The sequence below is a fragment of the Pseudoalteromonas sp. genome (assembly GCF_041613455.1).
Classification (GTDB): Bacteria; Pseudomonadota; Gammaproteobacteria; order Enterobacterales; family Alteromonadaceae; genus Pseudoalteromonas.
The window spans coordinates 1-22,176 of sequence record NZ_JBFJHD010000002.1 but is presented as its reverse complement, the minus strand read 5'-3'; the positions used below and the strand labels follow the sequence as shown (position 1 = coordinate 22,176).

The window sequence follows — 22,176 nt, the reverse complement described above, 5'->3', positions numbered from 1 at the left end:
CTGAAAAAATATTATTCAATTTTTAATCAATATATACTAGCAGCCTCAACCTGTAATTGGGAGTCCACTTAGGGAAATATCAGTGATTTTATTAAAAAGAACTTTACAATTTATTATCATTTGCGCGTTAATTGGACTGATCACACTGTTCAGCCTTTATTATTACGTTAAACCTGATATTCCAAGTGTGCAAGTTTTAAAAGACGTGCAATTACAAACTCCTATGCAAGTATTCACCAAAGATGGCCTATTGATCAATCAATTTGGTGAAAAACGCCGTATTCCAGTCACCATTGAGCAAATTCCACAACCACTGATTGACGCATTTATAGCCACCGAAGACAGTCGCTTTTATGATCATATGGGCATCGATCCTATTGGTATTGTTCGCTCTGCGCTGGTGCTTATTTCTACCGGCGAAAAAAAGCAAGGCGCTAGCACTATCACCATGCAATTAGCGCGAAATTTTTTCTTAACGCGCGAAAAAGCATACATTCGTAAAGTAAAAGAAATTTTTATTGCCATTCATATCGAAAACTTATTATCTAAAAACGAAATTCTTGAGCTTTACCTGAATAAAATTGAACTAGGTAATCGTGCCTTTGGTATTGGTGCTGCAGCACAAGTTTATTATGGTAAACAACTACATGAACTAAGCCTAGCACAAATGGCGATGATTGCAGGTTTACCTAAAGCACCTTCTGCACTTAACCCAATTCGCAACCCCGAGCGCGCTAAAGCACGCCGTAATGTGGTGCTGGGCCGTATGCTGTCAGAAAAATACATCACTAGCTCGCAATACAACGACGCCATCAACCAGCCGATTACGGCTGTGTATCATGGCGCCGAAATCGATTTATACGCTCCGTATATTTCAGAGATGGTGCGAGCTGAAATGGTAGCCCGCTACGGCAGCGATAAAGCCTATAATTCTGGCTTTAAAGTATTCACCTCAGTGGAGTCTCAGGTGCAGCAAGCTGCGCAAACAGCGTTAGTTAATAATTTACATAATTATGATATGCGCCACGGTTTTAGAGGACCCGAGCGGTTATTATGGGATGCCGACAGCCAACCGCCATTTACAACTAGCCAAATCTTAAACGCGCTAAAAGACGTTTACGAACTGGGCGATTTACACGCCGGCGTGGTGGTTGCGGTCAATGAAAAGACAGCCGACGTAATACTTAAAAATGGCCAGCAAACTACATTAACATGGGATAATTTAAAGTGGGCGCGTAAATTTATTACTCGCTATCGGCAAAGTTTTGCACCAAAAGTAGCCTCCGATATATTAGTACCCGGTGCACAAATTTGGCTGCGCAAAAACACAGATAATAGCTACCTGTTGAGCCAGATCCCTGAAGCCTCCAGTGCTTTAGTATCGTTAGACCCCCAAGATGGTCGTATTAAAGCCATTGTCGGAGGATATAGTTTTGAACAAAGCCAATTTAACCGAGCGGTGCAAGCGAAACGCCAAGTTGGCTCAAACATTAAACCATTTATTTATTCTGCGGCGCTGGAAAAAGGCTACACGTTAGCGTCTATTTTAAATGATGCGCCCATTAACCAATGGGATAAAAGCCAAGGCATTGCTTGGCGCCCTAAAAACAGCCCAGCAGTTTACAATGGTCCAATTCGCATTCGCCGTGCTTTAGCGCAATCTAAGAACGTTATTTCGGTGCGTTTGCTACGCGGTGTAGGCTTACAGCGCACAGCCGATCACTTACTTAAATTTGGCTTTCAAAACCAAGATATAAACCGTAGCGAATCACTCGCGTTAGGGAGTGCCTCCATTACCCCGCTGGAACTTGCTCGCGGTATGAGTGCTTTTGCCAATGGCGGACATTTAATTGAACCGTACTTTATTACCGAAATTCAAGATGCATTTGGTAACCAGCTATTTAAAACGAACCCAAAGCTCGCCTGTGATGACTCCCAATTATCATTAGCAAGTAGCACCTTAACCTCTGTAAGTGATGAGGTCGAGACGCAACAACCAATCCAGTGTGCACCACGGATTATTTCGAAACAAAATGCGTTTTTAATTGCCGATGCCATGCATAGCGCAATTTGGGGCGGCGGCAGCTGGACCCATAAAACCGGTTGGAGCGGCACCGCGTGGCGAGCGCAAGCGTTAGAGCGCAGAGATTTAGCGGGTAAAACCGGTACCACCAATAACTCCGTAGACACCTGGTTTAGCGGCTTTAACCGTAATGTATTAACCTCAGTGTGGGTGGGCTTTGATAACCCTGGTAATCCGTTAGGACGATCAACCTATAATAATAACCTCGATAGTGGGCAAATTTCGGGGGCCGAGTCAGGCGCGAAAACCGCTCAGCCGGCTTGGAACAAGTTTATGAAATTAGTACTTGCTGGCCAACCTGAGGCTCCCATTGAGCCCCCCGAAGGCTTAGTCTCTATTCGTATTGACTTAGCCACTGGGTTACTAAGCCATAAAAATGATTACACTAGTCGCTTTGAATACTTTGAAAAAGGCACCGCCCCCACTAAATACGTGCTATCGCAGCCTAGTGATATTTTTGAAGAAAGCACTAAAACAGAAGAAGAGCTGTTTTAACTGGTTATAAAAAAACGGCAACTTAGTTAAGTTGCCGTTTTTGTTTTGACACACACTGAATGCTTTTCTTAGTGGCTTACTTTAAGTTTTTAACTAACCAATATAAATCGGAGTGCACCCCCGCAGCGGTGACCTCTTTACCCGCACCAGGCCCTTGAATCACCAGCGCATTATCACGGTACCAGTGACTGTTAATGACAAAAATATTGTCGCCGGGGGTTAAATTTGCCAACACATCACTGGCTGCAACATAAGCGATACCCACTTTCGCTGTTACTTTGTTATCTGCAATATTGAGTAAACCGGTATAACATAGTTTTGCATGTTGTAATTTGGCCTCGCGCGCATGCCCTTCAATAAAAGCATCAAGCTGATGTTTATTGGCCAAAAAGTCATCCCATGCGCCTAAAGCCAGCTCATCGGGCATTAATGGCGCTAAACTGATATCGTCCAGGTCTAACGCTATATTCAGCTCTCGCGCTAAAATCAGTAATTTACGCTGCATATCACGCCCCGATAAATCTTCACGCGGATCGGGTTCCGTAAAGCCCATTTTTTGTGCTTCCAGCACTAGATCAGAAAATGCCACCGACCCGTCATACTGACTACATAACCACGATAACGTCCCCGAAAACACCCCTTCTATACGGGTTATCTTATCGCCACTATGTTGTAAGTCTGCCAAAGCAAAGTTAATCGGTAATCCTGCACCCACACTGGTGTTATAACGCCAATACAAATTACGTGCTGCTAAACGAGTTTGTAGCGCTTGATACCATGCCATTGGCGCTGTACCAGCATATTTATTGGCACTGATCAAATGGCAATCCCGCTCAACAAAATCAGTGTAAAGCTGGCTAAATGATTCGCTAGCAGTAATATCTATCACCACTTTATGTTCATAATCTAGCTGGCTAATCGCCGTTAATAAGCCTTCGGTGGTGTAACTTTTCGCTTCCTGCTGCCACTGCTGTTGCCATTGCGCTATATTAATGCCACTGGCATTAAATAACAGCTGTTGCGAACGTACTAAGCCTACCAACTTAATACTATAATCTGTGGAAAGTCGTGTAACTTGCGTGGCTAATTGCGCAATAAACGCCTCCCCGACATTACCTACCCCCGCCACTATGAGCGCTATTTCTTGGCCTTTATTAATGAGTTTATCGTGCAGTACACTCAGCACATCACTATCAATCAGTTGATCGGTTAGCAGCAACACATAGCCGTTATCTTGTTGTATTAAGCGAGGTGCAATATTATGCTCGCTTAATACCTCACGAGCTTGTGCGGTTAGGTTATTAATAGCTGGTGACGGCGCCACAATGGCGCAGCCATGTAAGTTCGACTCAGCTATATTTGCTCGGCCAGCAAAATAACTGATCACTTGGTGAGTAGCCTCCTCAGGCACCACTAGGTAAGTATCATCGCCAGAGCTAAAATGATGCACACTGTGCTGAATCAGTTGGCTTACAGCGCTTATTTCTGCTGTTACAAGCTGCTCAACAGTCAGTAAAGCAATATTTTGTAAACTAGTAATAAAGCGCTTTTGCTTCACGCCACCTTCTTTAACCACCTCTGTAGCGCTTGCCTGAAGGTCAAAGCTGCTGCGTACACTCAGTGTTATATCGGTATCTTTTAAAGGGGATAATGTTTTAGCATGCAATACCGGATTACCTAATTTAGCTAATAAATTCGCTTGCGCTCGACATACTTTGGCGTACTTAATCGCTTTGTTTACCTTGCGTGGATCGGTGCTAAATATCCCTTGGGTATCGGTCCAAATAGTGACATGTTTGGCATCGCAATAGCTGGCAAGTAATGTGGCGCTGTAATCACTACCATTACGCCCCAAGGTAAGCGTTTCAGCGGCGCTATTTGCTGCGATAAAGCCCGTCACCACATTAATCTGCGTGGCACTGATTAACGCACGGCATTGCTGCTGATTTTGTGCATGTAATAACTGCCCTGCATTAAGGGTAAACAGCGTTCTTGCATCATGCATACACGCTGCAACGCTTAGCTGTTGTAAGTATGCCGCCAGTAAACTTGCCGACCACAGCTCGCCATGTGCCAATAACGCCGCTTCGTGTAATTGTCGGCACTCAGCCTGTTGCGCCACCGCTTGTAGCTGTTGCTGTAATGCCCTAAGTGCAGCGTTTTTAGCATCACCTTGCAGTAACTGCTCAATTAACTCAGCTTGATGCGTGTTTAATTGTAATAAAATATTCGCCACAGCGTGGCTATCTTGCTGCTGATAACTATGCCAAAGGGTGACTAACGTATCGGTGGTTTTCCCCGACGCCGATACCACCACACAATCACCGGCTTGACTATGCGCTAAAACAATATTCGCAACGCGTTTATAGCACTCTACTGAACTTAAGCTCGAACCACCAAATTTATGAATATTGTTGTTCATTGTTATTACCATAATGCCGGGTGCGCAGCGCTTAGCGTCACCTTGCCAGTGGATTGACCGGCGGCTATTGCTACTGGCTGTTTTTGTCCCGGTTTTACCAAGTTAAATACCCGCTCTAAGTCAGCAATTAAATCTGCAATATCTTCAATACCTACCGACACGCGGATCAATGTATCGCCAACGCCTGCGGCCAAACGTGCTGTCGCTTCCATACCAGCGTGTGTCATCGTTGCAGGATGGCAAATCAGGCTCTCTACACCGCCCAGTGACTCCGCCAAACTAAAGTGTTCAAGGCCGGTTAAGAAGGCTGCAGCATCATTGATATCACCTTTTATAGCAAAACTCACCATGCCGCCAAAACCCAACTGCTGCGTTTTAGCTAATTCATGTTGCGGGTGAGAAGTGAGCCCCGGATAGTAAACCTGACTCACAAATTCCGAATTTTCCAGATACTGAGCTATCGCTAATGCATTTTCTTGATGTTGGCGTAACCGTACCTTTAAGGTACGCAAACCACGTAACGTTAAATAACTATCAAACGGGGCGCCGGTAATGCCAATGTTATTGGCCCACCATGCCAATTCATCACCTAGTTGTTGTGTTGCCGCAATAACGGCCCCCCCCACGACATCAGAATGACCATTAATGTATTTCGTGGTGGAGTGCACCACAATATCAACCCCAAACTTAATGGGGTTTTGTAGTGCCGGTGATAAAAAGGTGTTATCGGCCGCAACCAATGCCCCGCATTGCTGAGCAACGGCGGTGACCGCTTTAATGTCGGTAAGACGCAAAATAGGGTTACTGGGTGTTTCAACCCAAATAAGTTTAGGCTTTATGGCTAAAATTTGCTGTAGGCTGTCTGGCTGGGTTAAATCTAGCACTTCGAGTTTCAATAAGCCGCGCTGCTGTAGAGAAGTAAATAACCGGTAGCTGCCGCCGTAGCAGTCATGGGGGATCACTAAGGTATCGTCACTATTCAGGAGTTGGGTAGTTAAGTGCACAGCGGCCATGCCCGTTGCGGTAATAATGCCTTTCGCGCCGCCTTCAAGCTGCGCTAATGTGTCGGCCAAAATATCACGGTTTGGATTACCACTGCGGCCATAATCGTATTGACGTTTAGTATCAAAGTCAGCAAATGAATACGTGGTGGATAAATACAACGGCGGTACAACGGCACCATGATGCTTATCGGCATCTACTCCACTGCGCACGGCGATTGTTGCTTTATTTGTTGTGCTCATAGTTACCCTATACCTATTTAGATGTTTAGACGTCTAAAAGATAATATATCCCACTAAAGATGTCAAACATTTAAGCATCTAGACGTCTATTTAACAAGTATTTGACTATCTTGTGTAAATCGATAGAATTTCACGCATAATCACGCTACTTTTCAGTAGGTGAGCAATTAATAATCTGAGGCAACGATACATCTTATGGCTAAATGGAATGGTGAGTATATTCACCCATACGCAGAACACGGCAAAAAATCAGAACAAGTAAAAAAGATCACCGTTTCGATCCCGCTAAATGTATTAAAAGTATTGACTGACGAGCGTACTCGTCGGCAAATTAACAATTTGCGTCATGCCACGAATAGCGAGCTACTTTGTGAAGCGTTTTTACACGCCTTTACTGGGCAGCCTTTACCTAATGACGATGACTTACGTAAAGATAATGCCGAAAAAGTACCGGATGAAGTAAAAAGAATAATGCAAGAAATGGGCTTAGAAGTGCCTATTTTAAACGAAGATTAATCTGCACTTCGTAAAACTAAAAAAACCTCAGCATGCTGAGGTTTTTTTTTGCGCTAAATTACAGTTAGCGTTATTGCATGTAATTTTCGGGTAACTCGATTTGCGCCACGCCCGACTCTATTGCCGCCAATGCCACGGCTCTGGCAATACGCGGTAATAAACGCGGATCCATCGGCTTAGGTATAATGTACTTTTCACCAAACTCTAGCTTATCAATATCAGCCGCCTTTAGAACCGCGGCTGGCACTGGCTCTTTGGCTATACTACGAATTGCTTCAACGGCTGCAATTTTCATTTCATCATTGATTGCACTAGCACGCACATCCAGTGCGCCGCGGAAAATAAACGGGAAACACAACACGTTATTCACTTGATTTGGGTAATCTGAGCGCCCGGTTGCCATAATTAAATCATTGCGTGCAGCATGTGCAAGCGCAGGCGCAATTTCTGGATCGGGGTTAGAACACGCAAATACCACGGGCTTAGGCGCCATTAACTTTAAGTCTTCAGCCGACAGTAAATTTGGCCCCGATACACCTACAAATACATCGGCATCTTCAATCACATCTTGCAAAGTACGTTTGTCGGTATTATTAGCAAATAGTTGCTTGTACTCGTTTAAGTCATCACGACGTGTGTGAATAACGCCTTTGCGATCTAGCATATAAATATGCTCGCGCAGAGCGCCACATTTAATTAATAACTCCATACAGGCAACTGCTGCCGCACCGGCACCTAAACACACAATGACCGCGTCTTCAATTGACTTACCTTGGACTTCAAGCGCATTCAGCATGCCCGCGGCGGTTACAATCGCGGTGCCGTGTTGGTCGTCATGGAATACCGGAATACTGCAACGCTCAATTAATGCTTTTTCAATTTCAAAACATTCAGGCGCTTTAATATCTTCGAGGTTTATTCCCCCAAAGGTGTCGGCAATGTTCGCCACTGTATTAATAAAGTCTTCGGTAGTACGGTGTTTTACTTCGATATCGATTGAATCAAGGCCCGCAAAACGCTTAAACAATAACGCCTTGCCTTCCATTACAGGTTTTGATGCTAAAGGCCCTAGGTTACCCAGTCCTAAAATTGCGGTGCCATTGGAGATCACCGCAACCATATTCCCTTTACCTGTGTACTTATACGCATTTGCAGGGTCTGCGGCAATTTCACGCACCGGTTCAGCCACACCTGGGCTGTAAGCTAAAGCGAGATCTTGAACCGTTTCTGCGGGCTTAGTTAGCTCAATGCTAATTTTACCGGGAACGGGATGAGAGTGGTAATGTAATGCTTGTTCACGAAAGTCCGACATAACGCGATTATATCCTGCAATTTAAGTTAAAGTGAGAGAGAGTAAAGCAACATCTATAGTAGGCTTTAAAGTACGATACCCTTATTAATTTTAAATTCCAAGCAATATCAGGTCTATCCTGTTATATGCTAGTTCTATTGATTTTAACCGATATTTCAGCAACTTCGCCCAAATATAGCCGCACTTTAAAAAATAGATATTGTGCTAAAAAGGATATTTAGCGCTATTTTTAGTTGTTTAATAGTTTTGCCCAAAATTCTGCTTATAAATATAGTCAAATCAATTGAAACGCTTAGTTTTCTCACGTTATCAACACATAGCGCCACATTTACTACTTTTAGCTGCGAATTTAAAACTAAGCTAGTAAAAATATAGAGAAGATCTGCAGCTTTGTCTGCAAAGGTTTATGCATACCGAGAATAACAATAGGAAATAGTTATGCAGAACGCATAACCTCAACGTTGGCGCGAGATGAGTGAATAATAGCCACAAAAAAAGCACCCGAAGGTGCTTTTTTTAACTAGACAGCAATAATTACTTTTTGCTACCAAGTGCACCGAAGCGCTTGTTGAAGCGATCAACACGGCCGCCAGTGTCTAAAATCTTTTGCTTACCAGTGTAAAACGGGTGACACGCAGAACATACGTCTAGGTGAATGTCTTTACATAGAGTAGAGCTTGTTTCGAATTTATTTCCACATGAACATGTAGCAGAAATTACTTCGTACTTAGGGTGAATACCTTCTTTCATAGAAACCTCTAGTTAAGGCCGCATCGCTCTCCAAACCCGAAGTCTGGCACCATACGTCGTTAAAACAAATTTGTTGGTGGCGGATTTTATCCAACAACCAGCACGCACACAAGCTTTAATTATCGTTTCTGCTAATAAAGTAAGCGTTATCTGCCTGCGGCATTATTTGTTAGTAGGTTTTTAGCTGTATATTTAGTACATTAGAGCCCAATAGCACCATTGCTCTCGCCGATTAATTTTAAACAGTTGAGTTACTATGTATTTTGTTGAAGTTGCCATAAAAGTCCCACTCCCTCGCACCTTTGATTACAAAGTAGATCAACAGCAAATCGGCTTATCAAAGCAATTAGTACCCGGTATGCGTGTGCTCGTTCCATTTGGCAAGCAACGTAAAGTGGCGGTGGTACTGGCTATTAAAGACAGCAGTGACATTGCTGAAAATAAGCTAAAAAACATTTTTGAAGTCATCGACGACAGCCCTATTTTATCCACCACTCACCTTGAGTTACTGCGCTTTACTGCGCGCTATTACTGCTACCCGCTCGGTGAAACCATTCATATTGCGTTACCCAATGCATTGCGCCAAGGCGAATCGCCCGATAAAACCAGCATAAACATGGTGGCATTAACCGAAAAAGGCGCACAATTGCCGTCATTAAAGGCTAAAACTCAGCGCAACCTATTAACGCAATTAGCGCAATCGGGTAAATCTTCCTTAACCGAATTAAAAGCGTTGGGGTTTAGTAAAAAAACCATTGATAGCCTTATTAGTAAAGCGCTAATAACGCAAACCATTGAACACGATAATCAATGGCAAAGCACGGCGCCTACCGTCGGCAGTAAACCCACACTCAATAAAGAACAAGCCGTAGCCTGCACGGCTATTAATCAAAGCCGCGGTTTTAACAGCTTTTTATTAGAAGGCGTGACCGGCAGCGGCAAAACCGAAGTGTATTTACAGTGCTTAGAAGAAGTACTGAAACGCGGAGAGCAAGCCCTAGTGCTAGTGCCTGAAATAGGCTTAACGCCGCAAACGGTTAACCGCTTTCGCCGCCGCTTTCCCGACACGCCGATTATGCTGTGGCACTCGGCACTGACCGATAACGAGCGGTTGCAAACCTGGCGTTTTTGCGAAAAAGCCAGCTGTGCCATAGTGATCGGCACCCGTTCAAGTATTTTTCTGCCTTTTTTACGCTTAGGGATGATTATTGTTGATGAGGAACATGACTCGTCATTTAAACAGCAAGATACCTTGCGTTACCATGCGCGAGATTTAGCCGCCTATCGTGCCTATCAGCATAACATACCACTGATACTTGGCAGTGCCACACCGGCACTAGAAACCTTGCATAAAGCCATTCATCATAAATACCAGCTTTTAACGCTAACCGAGCGCGCGCAAACAGCGACAAACAACCAGTTTCAATTACTCGATATGAAAGGCCAACCTGACCAAGCCGGTATTGGTCACGCAAGCCTAGCTACCATGCGCCAACACTTAAAGCGTGGTAAGCAAGTGATGGTCTTTTTAAATCGCCGTGGCTTTTCACCCACACTTATTTGCCATGAATGCGGCTGGTTAAGTGAATGTAGTCGCTGCAGCACCAGCGCCACCTTTCATAAAGCAATTGGGCAAATGATTTGCCATCATTGCGGCGAGCAACACCCTGTGCCCCATCAATGCCCCGATTGTGGCAGCACGCAAATATTCCCCAACGGCAAAGGCACTGAACAAATAGCCGAGTTTTTAGCCAGCGAATTTAGCGAGGTACCAGTGACCCGTATCGATCGCGATTCAACGCGGCGTAAAGGCAGTTTAGAACAAGCCCTCGATGAAATAAATCGTGGCGGTGCTCGTATTTTGGTTGGCACGCAAATGCTTGCCAAAGGCCATCATTTTGCAGATGTGAGTTTAGTGATTATTTTAGATGTCGACAGCGGCTTATATTCGTGTGATTTTAGAGCGACCGAACATTTAGCCCAATTAGTCACCCAAGTCGCAGGGCGAGCAGGACGCTCCGGAGAGCCTGGCCAAGTGTTGTTACAAACTCACTTTCCAGAGCACCCACTGTAACAAGATTTAGTGAATAATGGGTACCAAGACTTTGCCCGCTTTGCACTTAGCGAACGTGAGGATGCCGACTTACCACCGATCACCAATATGGCTATTGTGCGTGCGCAAGGGCATAATATAAAACACGTTGTCGACTTTTTGACGGATTTGGTTCCTGTTATTGGGGTAACTGGTATACAATTGCTCGGTCCGATCCCGGCACCATTAGAAAAGGTCGCCGGCATGTATCGTTTTCAATTACATATTCAAGCGCAAGATCGCCGCGTATTGCATCAGTATCTTGCACAAATGGTTAATTATCTCAGCACCAGCAAACTAGCACAAAAAGTACGTTGGAGCTTAGACGTAGACCCTATAGACATGATTTAGGTTAAGGCCAAAATAACGCTATGGCACAGCACGATTACATTAATAAAAAACCAGCTAACCGCAAAAAAACCAAGCAAGCCCCCACTAAAAAACCCTTCCCAATAGTGTTAGTTACGGTTGCTGCTTTGCTCGTGGGCGGATTTGGCTATGGCTTGTGGTTTATTAAAAATAACGCAGATCCGGCACTGGTTGAAAAGCAAGCTAACCCCACGGCGACTCCAGCCGTGACAGTAGTTAGGCCGCGTACTCCCGAGTTTATTAAAGAAATTAAAAACCACGAAGTTCAAGTTGAAGTAAAAGAACTAGAACAAAAAGGGCCCTATGTGATGCAATGTGGTTCGTTTAAAACCTACCAGCAGGCAGAATCACTCAAAGCCAAAATTGCCTTTGCCGGATTAATATCTGAAATTAAAGAAACCACCGGTAGTAATGGCAAGTGGTATAAAGTGCGTTTAGGCCCTTATAAAACCAAGCGCCAAGCCGAGAGCGATAAAAACAAACTGAAACGCGTAAAAATAGTCGGCTGCGGAATTTGGGGCTGGACTTGAAAATAAAGCATTCACCCATATAACCTCCTCATAATCGTTTTTTACGTGCTGCCCCTGCAGCACGATGATGAGGAAAAATATGACCACTATAGTAAGTGTACGCCGCGGCGATAAAGTTGTGATCGGTGGTGACGGCCAAGTTTCACTTGGTAACACCGTAATGAAAGGCAACGCCCGCAAAGTTCGACGTCTTTATAATGGCAAAGTAATCGCTGGTTTTGCCGGCGGTACTGCTGATGCCTTCACCCTGTTCGAACGCTTTGAAAGCAAATTAGAAATGCACCAAGGTAACCTCACCAAAGCGGCTGTCGAAATGGCCAAAGATTGGCGTAGCGACCGTGCACTGCGAAAACTAGAAGCATTATTGGCGGTGGCCGACGAAACCGCCTCGCTTATTATTACCGGTAATGGTGACGTAGTGCAGCCCGAAAATGACCTTATCGCGATTGGCAGTGGCGGTAACTTCGCGCAATCGGCGGCCACCGCGTTACTTGAAAACACCGATTTAAGCGCACGTGAAATAGTAGAAAAAAGCCTTACCATTGCCGGCAACATCTGCGTATTTACCAATAACTTTCAAACTATCGAAGAATTGTAATAGGAACCGCTATGTCTGCTATGACCCCAAGAGAAATCGTCCACGAGCTAGATCAGCACATCATTGGTCAAGCGAATGCAAAAAAAGCCGTTGCTATTGCACTACGTAATCGCTGGCGCCGCATGCAACTTAATGATGACTTACGCGCGGAAGTGACGCCAAAAAACATTTTAATGATTGGTCCAACCGGTGTCGGTAAAACCGAAATTGCGCGCCGTTTAGCTAAATTAGCTAATGCCCCCTTTATTAAAGTGGAAGCGACTAAATTCACTGAAATTGGCTATGTAGGTAAAGAAGTTGAAACTATTATCCGTGATCTAGTGGATGTTTCAATTAAAATGACGCGCGAGCAACAAACGAAAAAGTTTAAGCATCGCGCCGAAGAAGCCGCAGAAGAACGTATTTTAGATGCATTATTACCGCCGGCAAAAGATCAGTACGGTGAAGCTCAGCGCGATGATACTTCATCGACGCGTCAGGCATTTCGTAAAAAGCTACGCGAAGGCCAATTAGACGACAAAGAAATTGATATTGATTTAGCCCAAGCACAACCTAATGTAGAGATCATGGCGCCTCCTGGTATGGAAGAAATGACCAACCAGCTACAAAGCATGTTTCAAAACATGGGCGGCGACAAACGCACTAAGCGTAAGCTAAAAATCAAAGAAGCATTCAAGCTATTAACCGAAGAAGAAGCCGCAAAACTGGTTAATCCTGAAGAGCTAAAAGAGCAAGCTATTTTTGCCGTAGAGCAAAATGGTATTGTGTTTATTGATGAAATTGACAAAATTTGTAAGCGTGCCGATTCTTCAGGCCCAGACGTTAGCCGCGAAGGCGTTCAGCGCGATTTACTGCCGTTAATTGAAGGCTCTACCGTTAGTACCAAGCACGGCATGGTGAAAACGGACCATATGTTATTTATTGCCTCGGGTGCCTTCCAAATGGCAAAGCCATCGGACATGATCCCTGAGCTACAAGGTCGCTTACCCATTCGTGTAGAGCTTGAAGCGCTGACAGCCGATGACTTTAAACGCATTCTAACTGAGCCACATGCCTCACTTACCGAGCAGCAACGTGAACTACTGAAAACTGAGCAAGTGAGTATTGAGTTTAGCGATGAGGCCATTGATCGGATTGCAAAAGCGGCATGGCAAGTGAACGAAAAAACCGAAAATATTGGTGCTCGTCGTCTGCATACTGTGATGGAAAAGTTAATGGAAGAGATTTCTTACGACGCCTCAGAGCAAGCCGGTACTACTTTGGTTATCGATGCCGCGTATGTTGAAAAACACTTAGGTGCTTTAGTTGAAGATGAAGACTTAAGCCGCTTTATTCTGTAATTAGAATAAAAAAGCATTATACTCAAAGCCTCCTATTGGAGGCTTTTTTATTGAGAGATATTCTATGAAACACGTTACCAAAGTGCATTATCACCGTGTTAGCAAAAACTTAGATGTTTACTTTGACGATAACAGCAAAGCCATCTTTAGTACTGAATTTTTACGTGTTCACTCCCCGTCTGCCGAAGTACAAGGGCATGGATCAGCACCGATGAAGTTAGTGCTCAACAAACACGCTGTGGCTATTACCCATATCATCCCGGTGGGGCATTACGCACTGCGCCTAGAGTTTGATGATGGCCACAATAGCGGCCTCTTTAGTTGGCAGTATTTCGCTAAACTTCAAGCCCAGCAAGACACTTTATGGCATGACTATGTAGCCCGTGTTGCTGAGCATAATAATCATCAAGACAGCGTACCGATAAAGTTTATACCTTAAACATTATCGGTCTTTGTCAGCTGAATATTAGACCTTAAACTTAGCAATGGCGGCATACAGCACCTTAGCTTGCGCTGCCACTTCTTCGCTTGTTTGCGCGTTATTTTCAGCATGCCCTGCGGTAGTGCGCGCAATATCACGAATGCTCACCACATTTTTATTAACCTCAGAGGCGACTTGGCTCTGCTGATCAATTGCCACCGCAATCTGCGTGCTCATCTCCATAATAGTTTGTACATCATCGGTGATCGCGGCTAACAGCTCGCCGGCTCTATTTGCTTGCGATGCACTTTCATCACCTTGCGAGCGGCATTGCTGCATGATGCTCACAACTTGTTGAGTACGTTGCTGTAAGGTATTAATAATACTTTCTATTTCACTGGTCGACTCTTGCGTGCGCTGAGCTAATGAGCGCACTTCATCAGCCACGACGGCAAATCCTCGCCCTTGCTCACCAGCGCGAGCGGCTTCGATTGCGGCATTTAATGCTAACAAGTTAGTTTGCTCGGCAATGGCACGGATCACATCCAATACCGAGCCAATGGTTTCACCATCTTTTTCTAATAAAGACACCACACTTGACGCATGCTCTAACGAATCAGACAGCCCATGAATATGCTTGACCGTTGACTCCACTTCGCTGCGTCCTTGTTGCGCACTAATATTGGTTGACTCTGCTTTTTTAGCGGCCGCTTCAGTATTGTGCGAAATATCTTGAATGGTTGCCTGCATTTCGGTCGCTGCGGTGGCGACCATATCGGCTTCATGTAACTGCTCTTGCATTCCCGCACTAGTGGCTGCAGTGCTGGCCGAGAGGTTCTCGGTGGCGATATTTAAGCTATTTAACGCCCCATTCACTTCATTAATAAGGTTATTAAAGTCACTTATTAAGCTATTAAAGTCGCTCGACATCACGGTAATTTCATCATTGCCTTGCTGCTCAATTTTTACTGTTAAATCATTATGACGTCGTATCTGATTAATAGAGTGGTAAATACGCTCTACCGGCAGAATAATAGAACGACTGGTTAAATACACTAAAGTTAATACCAGCATTCCCGCAAGCACAAACACTATAATGGCTACCCGTTGCGCGGTTTCGATATTGCTTGCAACCTGTTGCTTAGTATCGGCTACCAGTTGCATCACTAGCTGCTCGCTTTGTTCAATAGTTTGCCGCATATTACCCAGTGCGCCGGCGTTTAGATCAACTCCCAGCTCGAGCTGCGCGCTGACTAATGCTTGAAAAGCGTGGTGGTAATTCGTTAATAAGCCACTTAAGTTACTTTTAATACTCGATTGCAGTGCAGAGCTGGCTATTTTTTGCTGCAATGTGCCTAAGTGCTGTTGAAATATCGGTAAATATTTTTCGTCCAACCGCAGCATAAAATCTTTTTCCGCCCGCCTAAGCTGCAACATCAAAGTTAATAACTGAAACTCATCTTGTTGCTTGAGTACACTTTCAACGTCATGCACTGCACTACGCAGCTGCCCATAAAGACCGCTTTTGGGGGTTAAACCTATGGTTTTTTGTAACGTGACCACACCATTAAAGTCATTGTGGTAACGCTTAATTAACTCGCTATAGCGGGTGAGTTGTGGCGTAGCGATGGCTAATCCCTGCATCTGTGACTGTAAGGTACTGATCTGGTTATTTAACTGCTGGTACTCTTGTGCAAATAAACTAAGTGCCTCTGGCTGTTTATAAAATATAAAGTTTTTTTCATGCTGGCGCAGTTGTAATTGATGAATATTTAACTGTTCAGCCAACTGGGTAATATTCGCTAACTTAAGCGTAGTTTTGGAGCCGCTAATAATCATATATAAAAAAGCGAGCATCGCTAACGCCACAACAGCAGCGTTTAGTTGCAAACGACGCTTAATGGTAAAGTTTTGTAAAACAATCATTGTTACACCTAGAAAAGTTGAGTGAGTCACTCTATTTTTGCTACAAAAAAGTAAAGCTAAAAATAAAGCTAAATGCCGATAAATACTGAAAAAAAACGTGCTACTAAAGGGTTAAAATTAGCCAGTGTAACTTGGTTATATTGCAGTTTTGTTACACCGCTTAAAGCGCGTTTATTAGCAGCAGTAATGTACACAACACTATAATCGCGGATTATAAGTCAGCTTGCAGTTAACGCCTATAGCGTGCTGCTAGCTAATAGTTAGTTAATGCTGTTGTTAATGCTGATTTGTCTAAATTTACTGCGATTAAGTCGTTGTTATTGCATACAAGGAGGGTATACTGATGATTAAACTAACGTACCTTTTGAGGATATAAAAATGGATTACAGCACTTCTGATTTATGTGACCACTTTGCAGATGTGGTTGATGTGCTTGAACCTATGTTCATCAACTTTGGTGGCCGACACAGCTTTGGTGGCCGCATTAAAACGGTTAAATGTTTTGAAAATAATGAACTGATCCGCGAACTCCTTTCTCAAGATGGTACAGACCTTGTGCTACTGATTGACGGGGGGGGCTCTACTCGTCGCGCGCTAATAGACATTGAGCTGGCAGAGCTGGCACTAGAAAATAACTGGCAAGGGATTATTGTTTATGGCGCAGTACGCCATGTCGATGAACTTGAAGAACTCGATTTAGGAATTCAAGCCATTGCCTCAATTCCCGTTGCCGCAGACAGTGAAGGCGCTGGTGAAGAAGGCATCGGCGTTAACTTTGCTGGGGTGTCGTTTTTTGATGACGATTTTGTTTACGCCGACAGCACAGGTATTGTGTTATCTGCAGAAGAACTAGAATTGGAAATCGTAGAGCTCTAACGTGCAGCAGTATTTAACGGTCTATGATGAAAGCGCGGTAAAGTCTTTTTGTACTCACCGCGCGCATGAAAACAAAGCATGGCAAGCAATGTCACTGCTTGATACCGACGTAGATATTCAACAAGCACTTAGCGATGCCGCCCAATTTGGCATGCGCTATGTGTTAGTGGGTATTTGTGAAGATATTGGCCCTAAGGCTAATTTAGGTGTCGGTGGTGCTGAGCAAGCATGGCCTGCTTTTTTACAACGCTTTTTAAACCAACCTCATAACCAATTTATCGCCAGCCAAAAAGTGCTATTACTGGGTGAGGTGAATTGCCACGATTTAATGGCGCAAAGTGCATTACTCGATAACCGCCAAGCCGACCAATTAGCGCAATTACGCGAATTATGTGCACAGCTCGATCAACGCGTAGAAGCCGTGTTAAGTATGATCTTCAAGGCAGGCCTTGAGCCTATTGTTATTGGTGGTGGCCATAATAATTGCTTAGGCATTATTCGTGCTTTGGCAAAGTTTAAACGCAGCGCCATAAACGCCATTAACTTTGACCCTCATGCTGACTTTAGAGACTGCGAAGGCCGTCATAGTGGTAATGGCTTTCGTTATGCCTATAACGAGCAGCAGCTAAAAAATTACCATGTTATTGGCTTACATGAATTAAAAAACAACCAAGCAATTATTTCTGCAATGAATGCAGCACAGTTTACGTTTTCGAGCTACCAAGCTATTCAAGTTAAACGTGAGCTTAGTCTAACGCAAGCCGTTAATGATGCCCTTAACCGCTTTGATGCAGCGCCGTTAGCAGTCGAAGTGGATCTCGATAGTATTGCTTATATGCCGGTAAGTGCTTATACCTGTAGTGGCTTTAGTGTCAGTGATGCCGAGCACTTCGTACATCTGGCGGCAAGCCAAGCCAGTAGCCAGTATTTACATTTGTGCGAAGCGGCCCCGCAACAGCACCCCAGTGGCATTGAGGTGGGTAAAATGCATTGTGGACAAGTAATAAGTGCATTAGTAAACAGTTACTTACAAGCCAGAGAAGCGTGTTAACTGCGCTGTGCTTGCAACCATTGCTTTAACCAACTCATCAACCCCACACTGCTTAACGGGTGACCAAAATAATAACCTTGAGCGGCATAGCCTTTTAAGCTTTTCACAAATTTAAGCTGATCGAGTGTTTCTACCCCTTCAAAAATCACTTTACTACGCTGCTGGCTATGCATTTCAACCATGCCCCCGACTAGGCTGCGTATATTATTTTGATTACTAAAATCAGATGTCAGCGACGGTGAGACCTTAATATATTCTACTGCTAAACCCGGTAGTTTAGACAGTAAAATAGGGTTATCGCCTAAGCCATCAACACACAATTTTAGCCCTATATTATGCAACCGCACTATCATCGCTCTGCCTTTATCATCTAAGCTGGTAAAGATATGCAACGGACACTCAACGATTAAATCACCGGCTTTTAAATGATGTTCAGTAATGGTTTTATCAACAAACTCGACAAATTCTTCATTAAGCATTTCTGGGCCGAACACGTTAATACTCAAGGGTATCGCAATCCCTTCCATACGCAGCGCCATCGCCAGCTCAGCGGCACGTTCTATTACAAAGGTCGCTAACGAAAAAGCCAATCCGGCAATTCTGATGTCTTCAATAAAACGACTGGCAGATAAAATCCCCTGCTTTTTATGCTGCCAGCGCAGTAACAATTCTAAATATTCAATTTGCCCATCTGAGTTGCGTATAATCGGTTGAAAATAAAGTTCAAATTCGGTAAGAAAATCAATTTCTGCCAGCTCTTTAAGTCGTGTTTGTTGCTCTAAATGCTGCACTAACATTTGCTGATGATAAGCCACTATTTGCTGCTGTGGTCGGCTATCAAGCGCTAAGTAAGCGTAGGAAATTAGGTTATCAAAGTTATCATCTTGCTCATCGCAGTAAACATAACTTGCTCTCGCTGTTACCTCTATGGTGCAATTTGCGACGTTAAAAGGCTTGAGGGTCGCCCCTAATATTTGCGCGATAATTTTTTCGTGCAGATGTTTTTGATGAGCTAAATTACAAATAAACGCAAAGTTGAGGCCGCCCAAATGCGCCAGTTTTTCTGTGTCAGTTAACGAAATGACTTCGTCATCATTCAGCAAGTTTTTAATGCGGTTCGCCGATTGTGCCAGTAATAAGTCCCCGAAATCGCGCCCAATATGCTGATTAACTTGCCCAAAACCTTCTAAACGAATAACCACCAATGCGGCTTGTAGATTATGTTTGTTACCCCAAGCATAAAAACTTTGACACAACTTTTGTTTATCTGGAAAAGCATGCAGGGGTGAGTCTTCAATATAGGGGGTCACGTCAAGTGGCTGTGCTAAATTTGCTTTACTCTGCGCTGCTATATGCCCGACAAAGCCAGGCAAAGATAAAAATATCACCGCACTGGCCAGCCAAAATAACTCTATTGCTAATAAAAAGTGGGCCGCAATTAATAGCACTAATAACACATTTGCTGCGCTACTTAACACCACGGCTAAACCATTGTTTCGCGTAATGGTATGCCACAAGTTAAAGCCAAACCCCAACGCAAGTAGTCCGATCAACCAGCTAATACCTGTGCTTAGCAGCGCTAAGCCTACCAAGCCAGTCGTTAAGTAACTGAGCCTAATGGCACTATTTTTCACCGTAAATAAAGTTGCAATCATCGCCATCAGTAAGCCGCCACTAAAAAAAATAGCAAAATTACTGACGCTGAGCACACTTAAACTTGCGGTGCTATTACTGGCTAAAAAACTGGATAAAAGCATAGTTAGTCAAAGCAAAGAATTAATACGAATTAATTAAGTTTACCCAATATCCATAAATTTAACAGTTTATTCACCCCAAATTGGTAACTTAATTGTGATGGGTGAGCTATTTGCCAATGCGCAATATCTGCTCTAGCTCCTACTTTTAATACGCCGCGATCATGCAAGCCTAAGGCTTTAGCCGCATTTCGGGTTACCCCTGCAAGCGCTTGCTCTGGCGTTAAGCGAAATAACGTACACGCCATATTCATCATTAAGTGCAGCGAACATAACGGAGAGGTGCCAGGGTTGAAGTCGCTGGCTATGGCAATTGGCACATTATATTGCTGTAACAGCGCTATCGGTGGCTGTTGCGTTTCTCTTAAAAAATAAAACGCGCCAGGCAGTAATACTGCCGTGGTGCCGGCATTCGCCATCGCCTGTACACCAGCTTCATCTAAATATTCAATATGATCGGCCGACAAGCCATTAAACTCAGCCACCAGCTCGGCACCGTGTTGGTTAGAAAGTTGCTCCGCGTGGCACTTCACCGCTAAGCCGTGTTTTTGTGCTGCTTGAAAAACACGCTTAGTTTGCGCATAGCTAAAGCCAACGTTTTCACAAAATACATCCACCGCATCCGCAAGGTTATTGGCCACCACCTGCTCAAGCATTTCACCGCATACCCAATCTATGTACTCATCACTGCGACCTTGGAATTCAGCAGGCAAGGCATGCGCACCTAAGAAAGTGCTCTTAATATCAATTGGATGGTGCTCTGCTAGCAAGCGGGCCACTTCGAGTATTTTTATTTCGTTGGCGCAATCCAGGCCATAGCCCGACTTTATTTCTACTGTGGTCACCCCTTCAGCAAGTAACGCATTAAGGCGGTCTTTAGCGGCAACAAACAGCTGCTCGTGATCGGCCGCTCGTGTGGCTCTTACCGTACTGGCAATGCCCCCTCCCTGAGCCGCAATTTGTTCATAAGTTACGCCCTGCAAACGCTGCTCAAACTCTTCGGCTCTGGAGCCGGCAAACACTAAATGAGTATGGCAATCAATTAACCCTGGGGTAAGCCACTGCCCTTTTATACTCAGGGTTGGAGTGGCGAATACATCAAAAGGAGGCAGATTAGCTTGCTCGCCCAACCAGACAATTTTGCCATTTTTAATGGCGAGAGCGGCATTTTCAATCGCTCCATAAGGCGCTGCAATGCTGTCATCCATGGTGGCTATATTGGCATCAGTGAGCAGTAAATCAATATCGTCTAATCGGTCATTGGTTGTGTTACTTGGCATGTTACTCTCCTTAATGTGGTTGCCATTTAGTCTAACAACACCACTTGTATATACAAGGTAATTGTGCCATCTTAATAAATATAATTTATTTTTAAAACCAAAAAGTACAGCATGACAACGCCTAAATTTGCGCTTATAAAGCAGTTTATCATCGACAATATTCGCCGTGGATTGTGGCGAGAAGATCAGCGCGTGCCCTCAGAAAACGAGCTAAGCAGTCAGTTTTCGGTGAGCAGAATGACAGCTCGACGTGCCTTAAGTGAGCTTACCGAAGCCGGCGTACTCACCCGCAGTCAAGGTTTGGGCACCTTTGTGGCGAGCTTTAAATCGCAATCATCGTTGCTGGAAATTAAAAATATTGCCGACGAAGTAAAACTACGTAATGGCAATTACAGTGCTCAGGTGGTGGCGCTTGAAGCAACCGAAGCAACCGCGAGTACAGCTATTGCACTGGGTGTTGCTGCTCATAGTAGCGTGTATCGCAGTGTTATTGTACATAACGAAAACCACCAGCCGCTGCAAGTAGAAGAGCGTTTTGTAAACCCTAAATTGGCAGCCGATTACTTACAGCAAAACTTTAGTTTGCTTACTCCGCACGAATATTTAACCCGTGTTGCACCGCTCACTCAAGCAAGCCATACCGTCGAAGCCATTGCCCCCAATCAAGATATTTGCCACCACCTGCAGTTAGCGACCCCAGAGCCATGCCTGCAAATAATGCGCCGTACTTGGTCTAGTCAGGGCATTGTTAGCTTTGCGCGGCTGGTATCTTCGGGCAGTAAATACCGCTTAGGTGGGCATTTAACCATTAAAGAATAACAACAACCAAATCAGGCCATTAGGGTAACTTGGCACAAAAACAGGAGCATATTATGAATAATCGACTCGACCACAGCCGCGTGATCCGCGCACCACATGGCGATAAAATTAGCGCGAAAAGCTGGCAAACCGAAGCCGCTAAACGCATGCTGATGAATAATTTAGATCCCGATGTTGCCGAGCATCCACATGCGCTTGTGGTGTATGGCGGCATTGGCCGAGCCGCGCGTGATTGGCCTAGTTATGACAAAATCATCGCCACCCTCGACAGGCTCGAAGATGACGAAACCTTATTGGT

General features: G+C 44.4%; 16 protein-coding genes and 2 pseudogenes. 11 read left to right on the top strand and 7 right to left on the bottom strand.

Annotated features, from left to right (window positions below; genetic code table 11):
- The first annotated feature begins 82 nt into the window (after positions 1–82).
- Entirely contained in the window at positions 83–2,578 is a 2,496-nt protein-coding gene (locus tag ABYB02_RS00345; RefSeq protein WP_372759895.1) for a penicillin-binding protein 1A, read from the top strand.
- A 76-nt stretch (positions 2,579–2,654) separates the two neighbouring features.
- Here ABYB02_RS00345 and metL read toward each other — a convergent pair whose 3' ends face one another.
- Together metL and metB are read right to left on the bottom strand one after the other, a co-directional pair.
- Entirely contained in the window at positions 2,655–5,000 is a 2,346-nt protein-coding gene (gene metL, locus ABYB02_RS00340) for a bifunctional aspartate kinase/homoserine dehydrogenase II (protein ID WP_372759893.1), read from the bottom strand.
- 5 nt (positions 5,001–5,005) lie between these two features.
- Complete coding sequence (gene metB / locus ABYB02_RS00335) at positions 5,006–6,244, bottom strand: cystathionine gamma-synthase (RefSeq protein ID WP_372759891.1); 1,239 nt, start codon at positions 6,242–6,244, stop codon at positions 5,006–5,008.
- A 195-nt stretch (positions 6,245–6,439) separates the two neighbouring features.
- Here metB and metJ point away from each other — a divergent pair, with 195 nt between their 5' ends.
- Positions 6,440–6,760, top strand: a complete 321-nt coding sequence (gene metJ / locus ABYB02_RS00330; protein WP_372759889.1) for a met regulon transcriptional regulator MetJ — start codon at positions 6,440–6,442, stop codon at positions 6,758–6,760.
- 70 nt (positions 6,761–6,830) lie between these two features.
- On the opposite strand, the gene ABYB02_RS00325 is transcribed toward metJ, so the two are convergent.
- On the bottom strand, positions 6,831–8,072 hold the full coding sequence (locus tag ABYB02_RS00325) for a malic enzyme-like NAD(P)-binding protein (protein ID WP_372759887.1): 1,242 nt from the start codon (positions 8,070–8,072) through the stop codon (positions 6,831–6,833).
- A gap of 534 nt (positions 8,073–8,606) precedes the next feature.
- Positions 8,607–8,822 (bottom strand): 50S ribosomal protein L31, encoded by a 216-nt coding sequence (gene rpmE / locus ABYB02_RS00320; protein WP_372759885.1) that lies wholly within the window; start codon positions 8,820–8,822, stop codon positions 8,607–8,609.
- A gap of 256 nt (positions 8,823–9,078) precedes the next feature.
- Between rpmE and priA the strand changes: the two are divergent.
- From priA to ABYB02_RS00295, 5 genes and pseudogenes are all read left to right on the top strand, one after another.
- A pseudogene (gene priA, locus ABYB02_RS00315) lies at positions 9,079–11,265 on the top strand (primosomal protein N').
- Between the two features lie 20 nt (positions 11,266–11,285).
- Positions 11,286–11,813, top strand: coding sequence for an SPOR domain-containing protein (locus tag ABYB02_RS00310; protein ID WP_372759883.1), 528 nt, complete (start codon positions 11,286–11,288; stop codon positions 11,811–11,813).
- A 79-nt stretch (positions 11,814–11,892) separates the two neighbouring features.
- The gene (gene hslV / locus ABYB02_RS00305; RefSeq protein WP_002958366.1) at positions 11,893–12,411 is read left to right on the top strand and encodes an ATP-dependent protease subunit HslV; all 519 of its coding nucleotides are present in this window, start codon (positions 11,893–11,895) and stop codon (positions 12,409–12,411) included.
- 11 nt (positions 12,412–12,422) lie between these two features.
- Positions 12,423–13,751 carry an HslU--HslV peptidase ATPase subunit gene (hslU, locus tag ABYB02_RS00300; protein ID WP_372759880.1) on the top strand — a complete coding sequence of 443 codons (1,329 nt, stop codon included), beginning with the start codon at positions 12,423–12,425 and terminating at the stop codon, positions 13,749–13,751.
- Positions 13,752–13,815: 64 nt separating this feature from the next.
- The gene (locus ABYB02_RS00295; RefSeq protein ID WP_372759878.1) at positions 13,816–14,190 is read left to right on the top strand and encodes a gamma-butyrobetaine hydroxylase-like domain-containing protein; all 375 of its coding nucleotides are present in this window, start codon (positions 13,816–13,818) and stop codon (positions 14,188–14,190) included.
- A 27-nt stretch (positions 14,191–14,217) separates the two neighbouring features.
- Here ABYB02_RS00295 and ABYB02_RS00290 read toward each other — a convergent pair whose 3' ends face one another.
- Positions 14,218–16,098: a methyl-accepting chemotaxis protein gene (locus ABYB02_RS00290; protein WP_372759876.1), complete on the bottom strand. Its 1,881-nt coding sequence runs from the start codon at positions 16,096–16,098 to the stop codon at positions 14,218–14,220.
- Positions 16,099–16,476: 378 nt separating this feature from the next.
- Between ABYB02_RS00290 and rraA the strand changes: the two genes are divergently transcribed.
- Positions 16,477–16,974, top strand: a complete 498-nt coding sequence (gene rraA / locus ABYB02_RS00285; RefSeq protein WP_372759874.1) for a ribonuclease E activity regulator RraA — start codon at positions 16,477–16,479, stop codon at positions 16,972–16,974.
- A gap of 1 nt (position 16,975) precedes the next feature.
- On the top strand, positions 16,976–18,025 hold the full coding sequence (locus tag ABYB02_RS00280) for a formimidoylglutamase (protein WP_372759872.1): 1,050 nt from the start codon (positions 16,976–16,978) through the stop codon (positions 18,023–18,025).
- On the opposite strand, the gene ABYB02_RS00275 is transcribed toward ABYB02_RS00280, so the two are convergent.
- Together ABYB02_RS00275 and hutI are read right to left on the bottom strand one after the other, a co-directional pair.
- On the bottom strand, positions 18,022–19,782 hold the full coding sequence (locus ABYB02_RS00275) for an EAL domain-containing protein (protein WP_372759870.1): 1,761 nt from the start codon (positions 19,780–19,782) through the stop codon (positions 18,022–18,024). The genes ABYB02_RS00280 and ABYB02_RS00275 overlap by 4 nt on opposite strands.
- Positions 19,783–19,811: 29 nt before the next feature.
- On the bottom strand, positions 19,812–21,059 hold the full coding sequence (hutI, locus tag ABYB02_RS00270) for an imidazolonepropionase (protein ID WP_372759868.1): 1,248 nt from the start codon (positions 21,057–21,059) through the stop codon (positions 19,812–19,814).
- 111 nt (positions 21,060–21,170) lie between these two features.
- Between hutI and hutC the strand changes: the two genes are divergently transcribed.
- Complete coding sequence (hutC, locus tag ABYB02_RS00265) at positions 21,171–21,878, top strand: histidine utilization repressor (protein WP_372759866.1); 708 nt, start codon at positions 21,171–21,173, stop codon at positions 21,876–21,878.
- 53 nt (positions 21,879–21,931) lie between these two features.
- A pseudogene (locus tag ABYB02_RS00260) lies at positions 21,932–22,176 on the top strand (urocanate hydratase); the annotation flags it as partial.

What these genes read in the sequence shown, in the direction of transcription:
- metL (WP_372759893.1), bottom strand. Translation starts at nt 5,000, where the DNA reads ATGAACAACAATATTCATAAATTTGGTGGTTCGAGCTTAAGTTCAGTA.
- metB (WP_372759891.1), bottom strand. Translation starts at nt 6,244, where the DNA reads ATGAGCACAACAAATAAAGCAACAATCGCCGTGCGCAGTGGAGTAGAT.
- metJ (WP_372759889.1), top strand. Translation starts at nt 6,440, where the DNA reads ATGGCTAAATGGAATGGTGAGTATATTCACCCATACGCAGAACACGGC.
- ABYB02_RS00325 (WP_372759887.1), bottom strand. Translation starts at nt 8,072, where the DNA reads ATGTCGGACTTTCGTGAACAAGCATTACATTACCACTCTCATCCCGTT.
- rpmE (WP_372759885.1), bottom strand. Translation starts at nt 8,822, where the DNA reads ATGAAAGAAGGTATTCACCCTAAGTACGAAGTAATTTCTGCTACATGT.
- ABYB02_RS00310 (WP_372759883.1), top strand. Translation starts at nt 11,286, where the DNA reads ATGGCACAGCACGATTACATTAATAAAAAACCAGCTAACCGCAAAAAA.
- hslV (WP_002958366.1), top strand. Translation starts at nt 11,893, where the DNA reads ATGACCACTATAGTAAGTGTACGCCGCGGCGATAAAGTTGTGATCGGT.
- hslU (WP_372759880.1), top strand. Translation starts at nt 12,423, where the DNA reads ATGTCTGCTATGACCCCAAGAGAAATCGTCCACGAGCTAGATCAGCAC.
- ABYB02_RS00295 (WP_372759878.1), top strand. Translation starts at nt 13,816, where the DNA reads ATGAAACACGTTACCAAAGTGCATTATCACCGTGTTAGCAAAAACTTA.
- ABYB02_RS00290 (WP_372759876.1), bottom strand. Translation starts at nt 16,098, where the DNA reads ATGATTGTTTTACAAAACTTTACCATTAAGCGTCGTTTGCAACTAAAC.
- rraA (WP_372759874.1), top strand. Translation starts at nt 16,477, where the DNA reads ATGGATTACAGCACTTCTGATTTATGTGACCACTTTGCAGATGTGGTT.
- ABYB02_RS00275 (WP_372759870.1), bottom strand. Translation starts at nt 19,782, where the DNA reads ATGCTTTTATCCAGTTTTTTAGCCAGTAATAGCACCGCAAGTTTAAGT.
- hutI (WP_372759868.1), bottom strand. Translation starts at nt 21,059, where the DNA reads ATGCCAAGTAACACAACCAATGACCGATTAGACGATATTGATTTACTG.
- hutC (WP_372759866.1), top strand. Translation starts at nt 21,171, where the DNA reads ATGACAACGCCTAAATTTGCGCTTATAAAGCAGTTTATCATCGACAAT.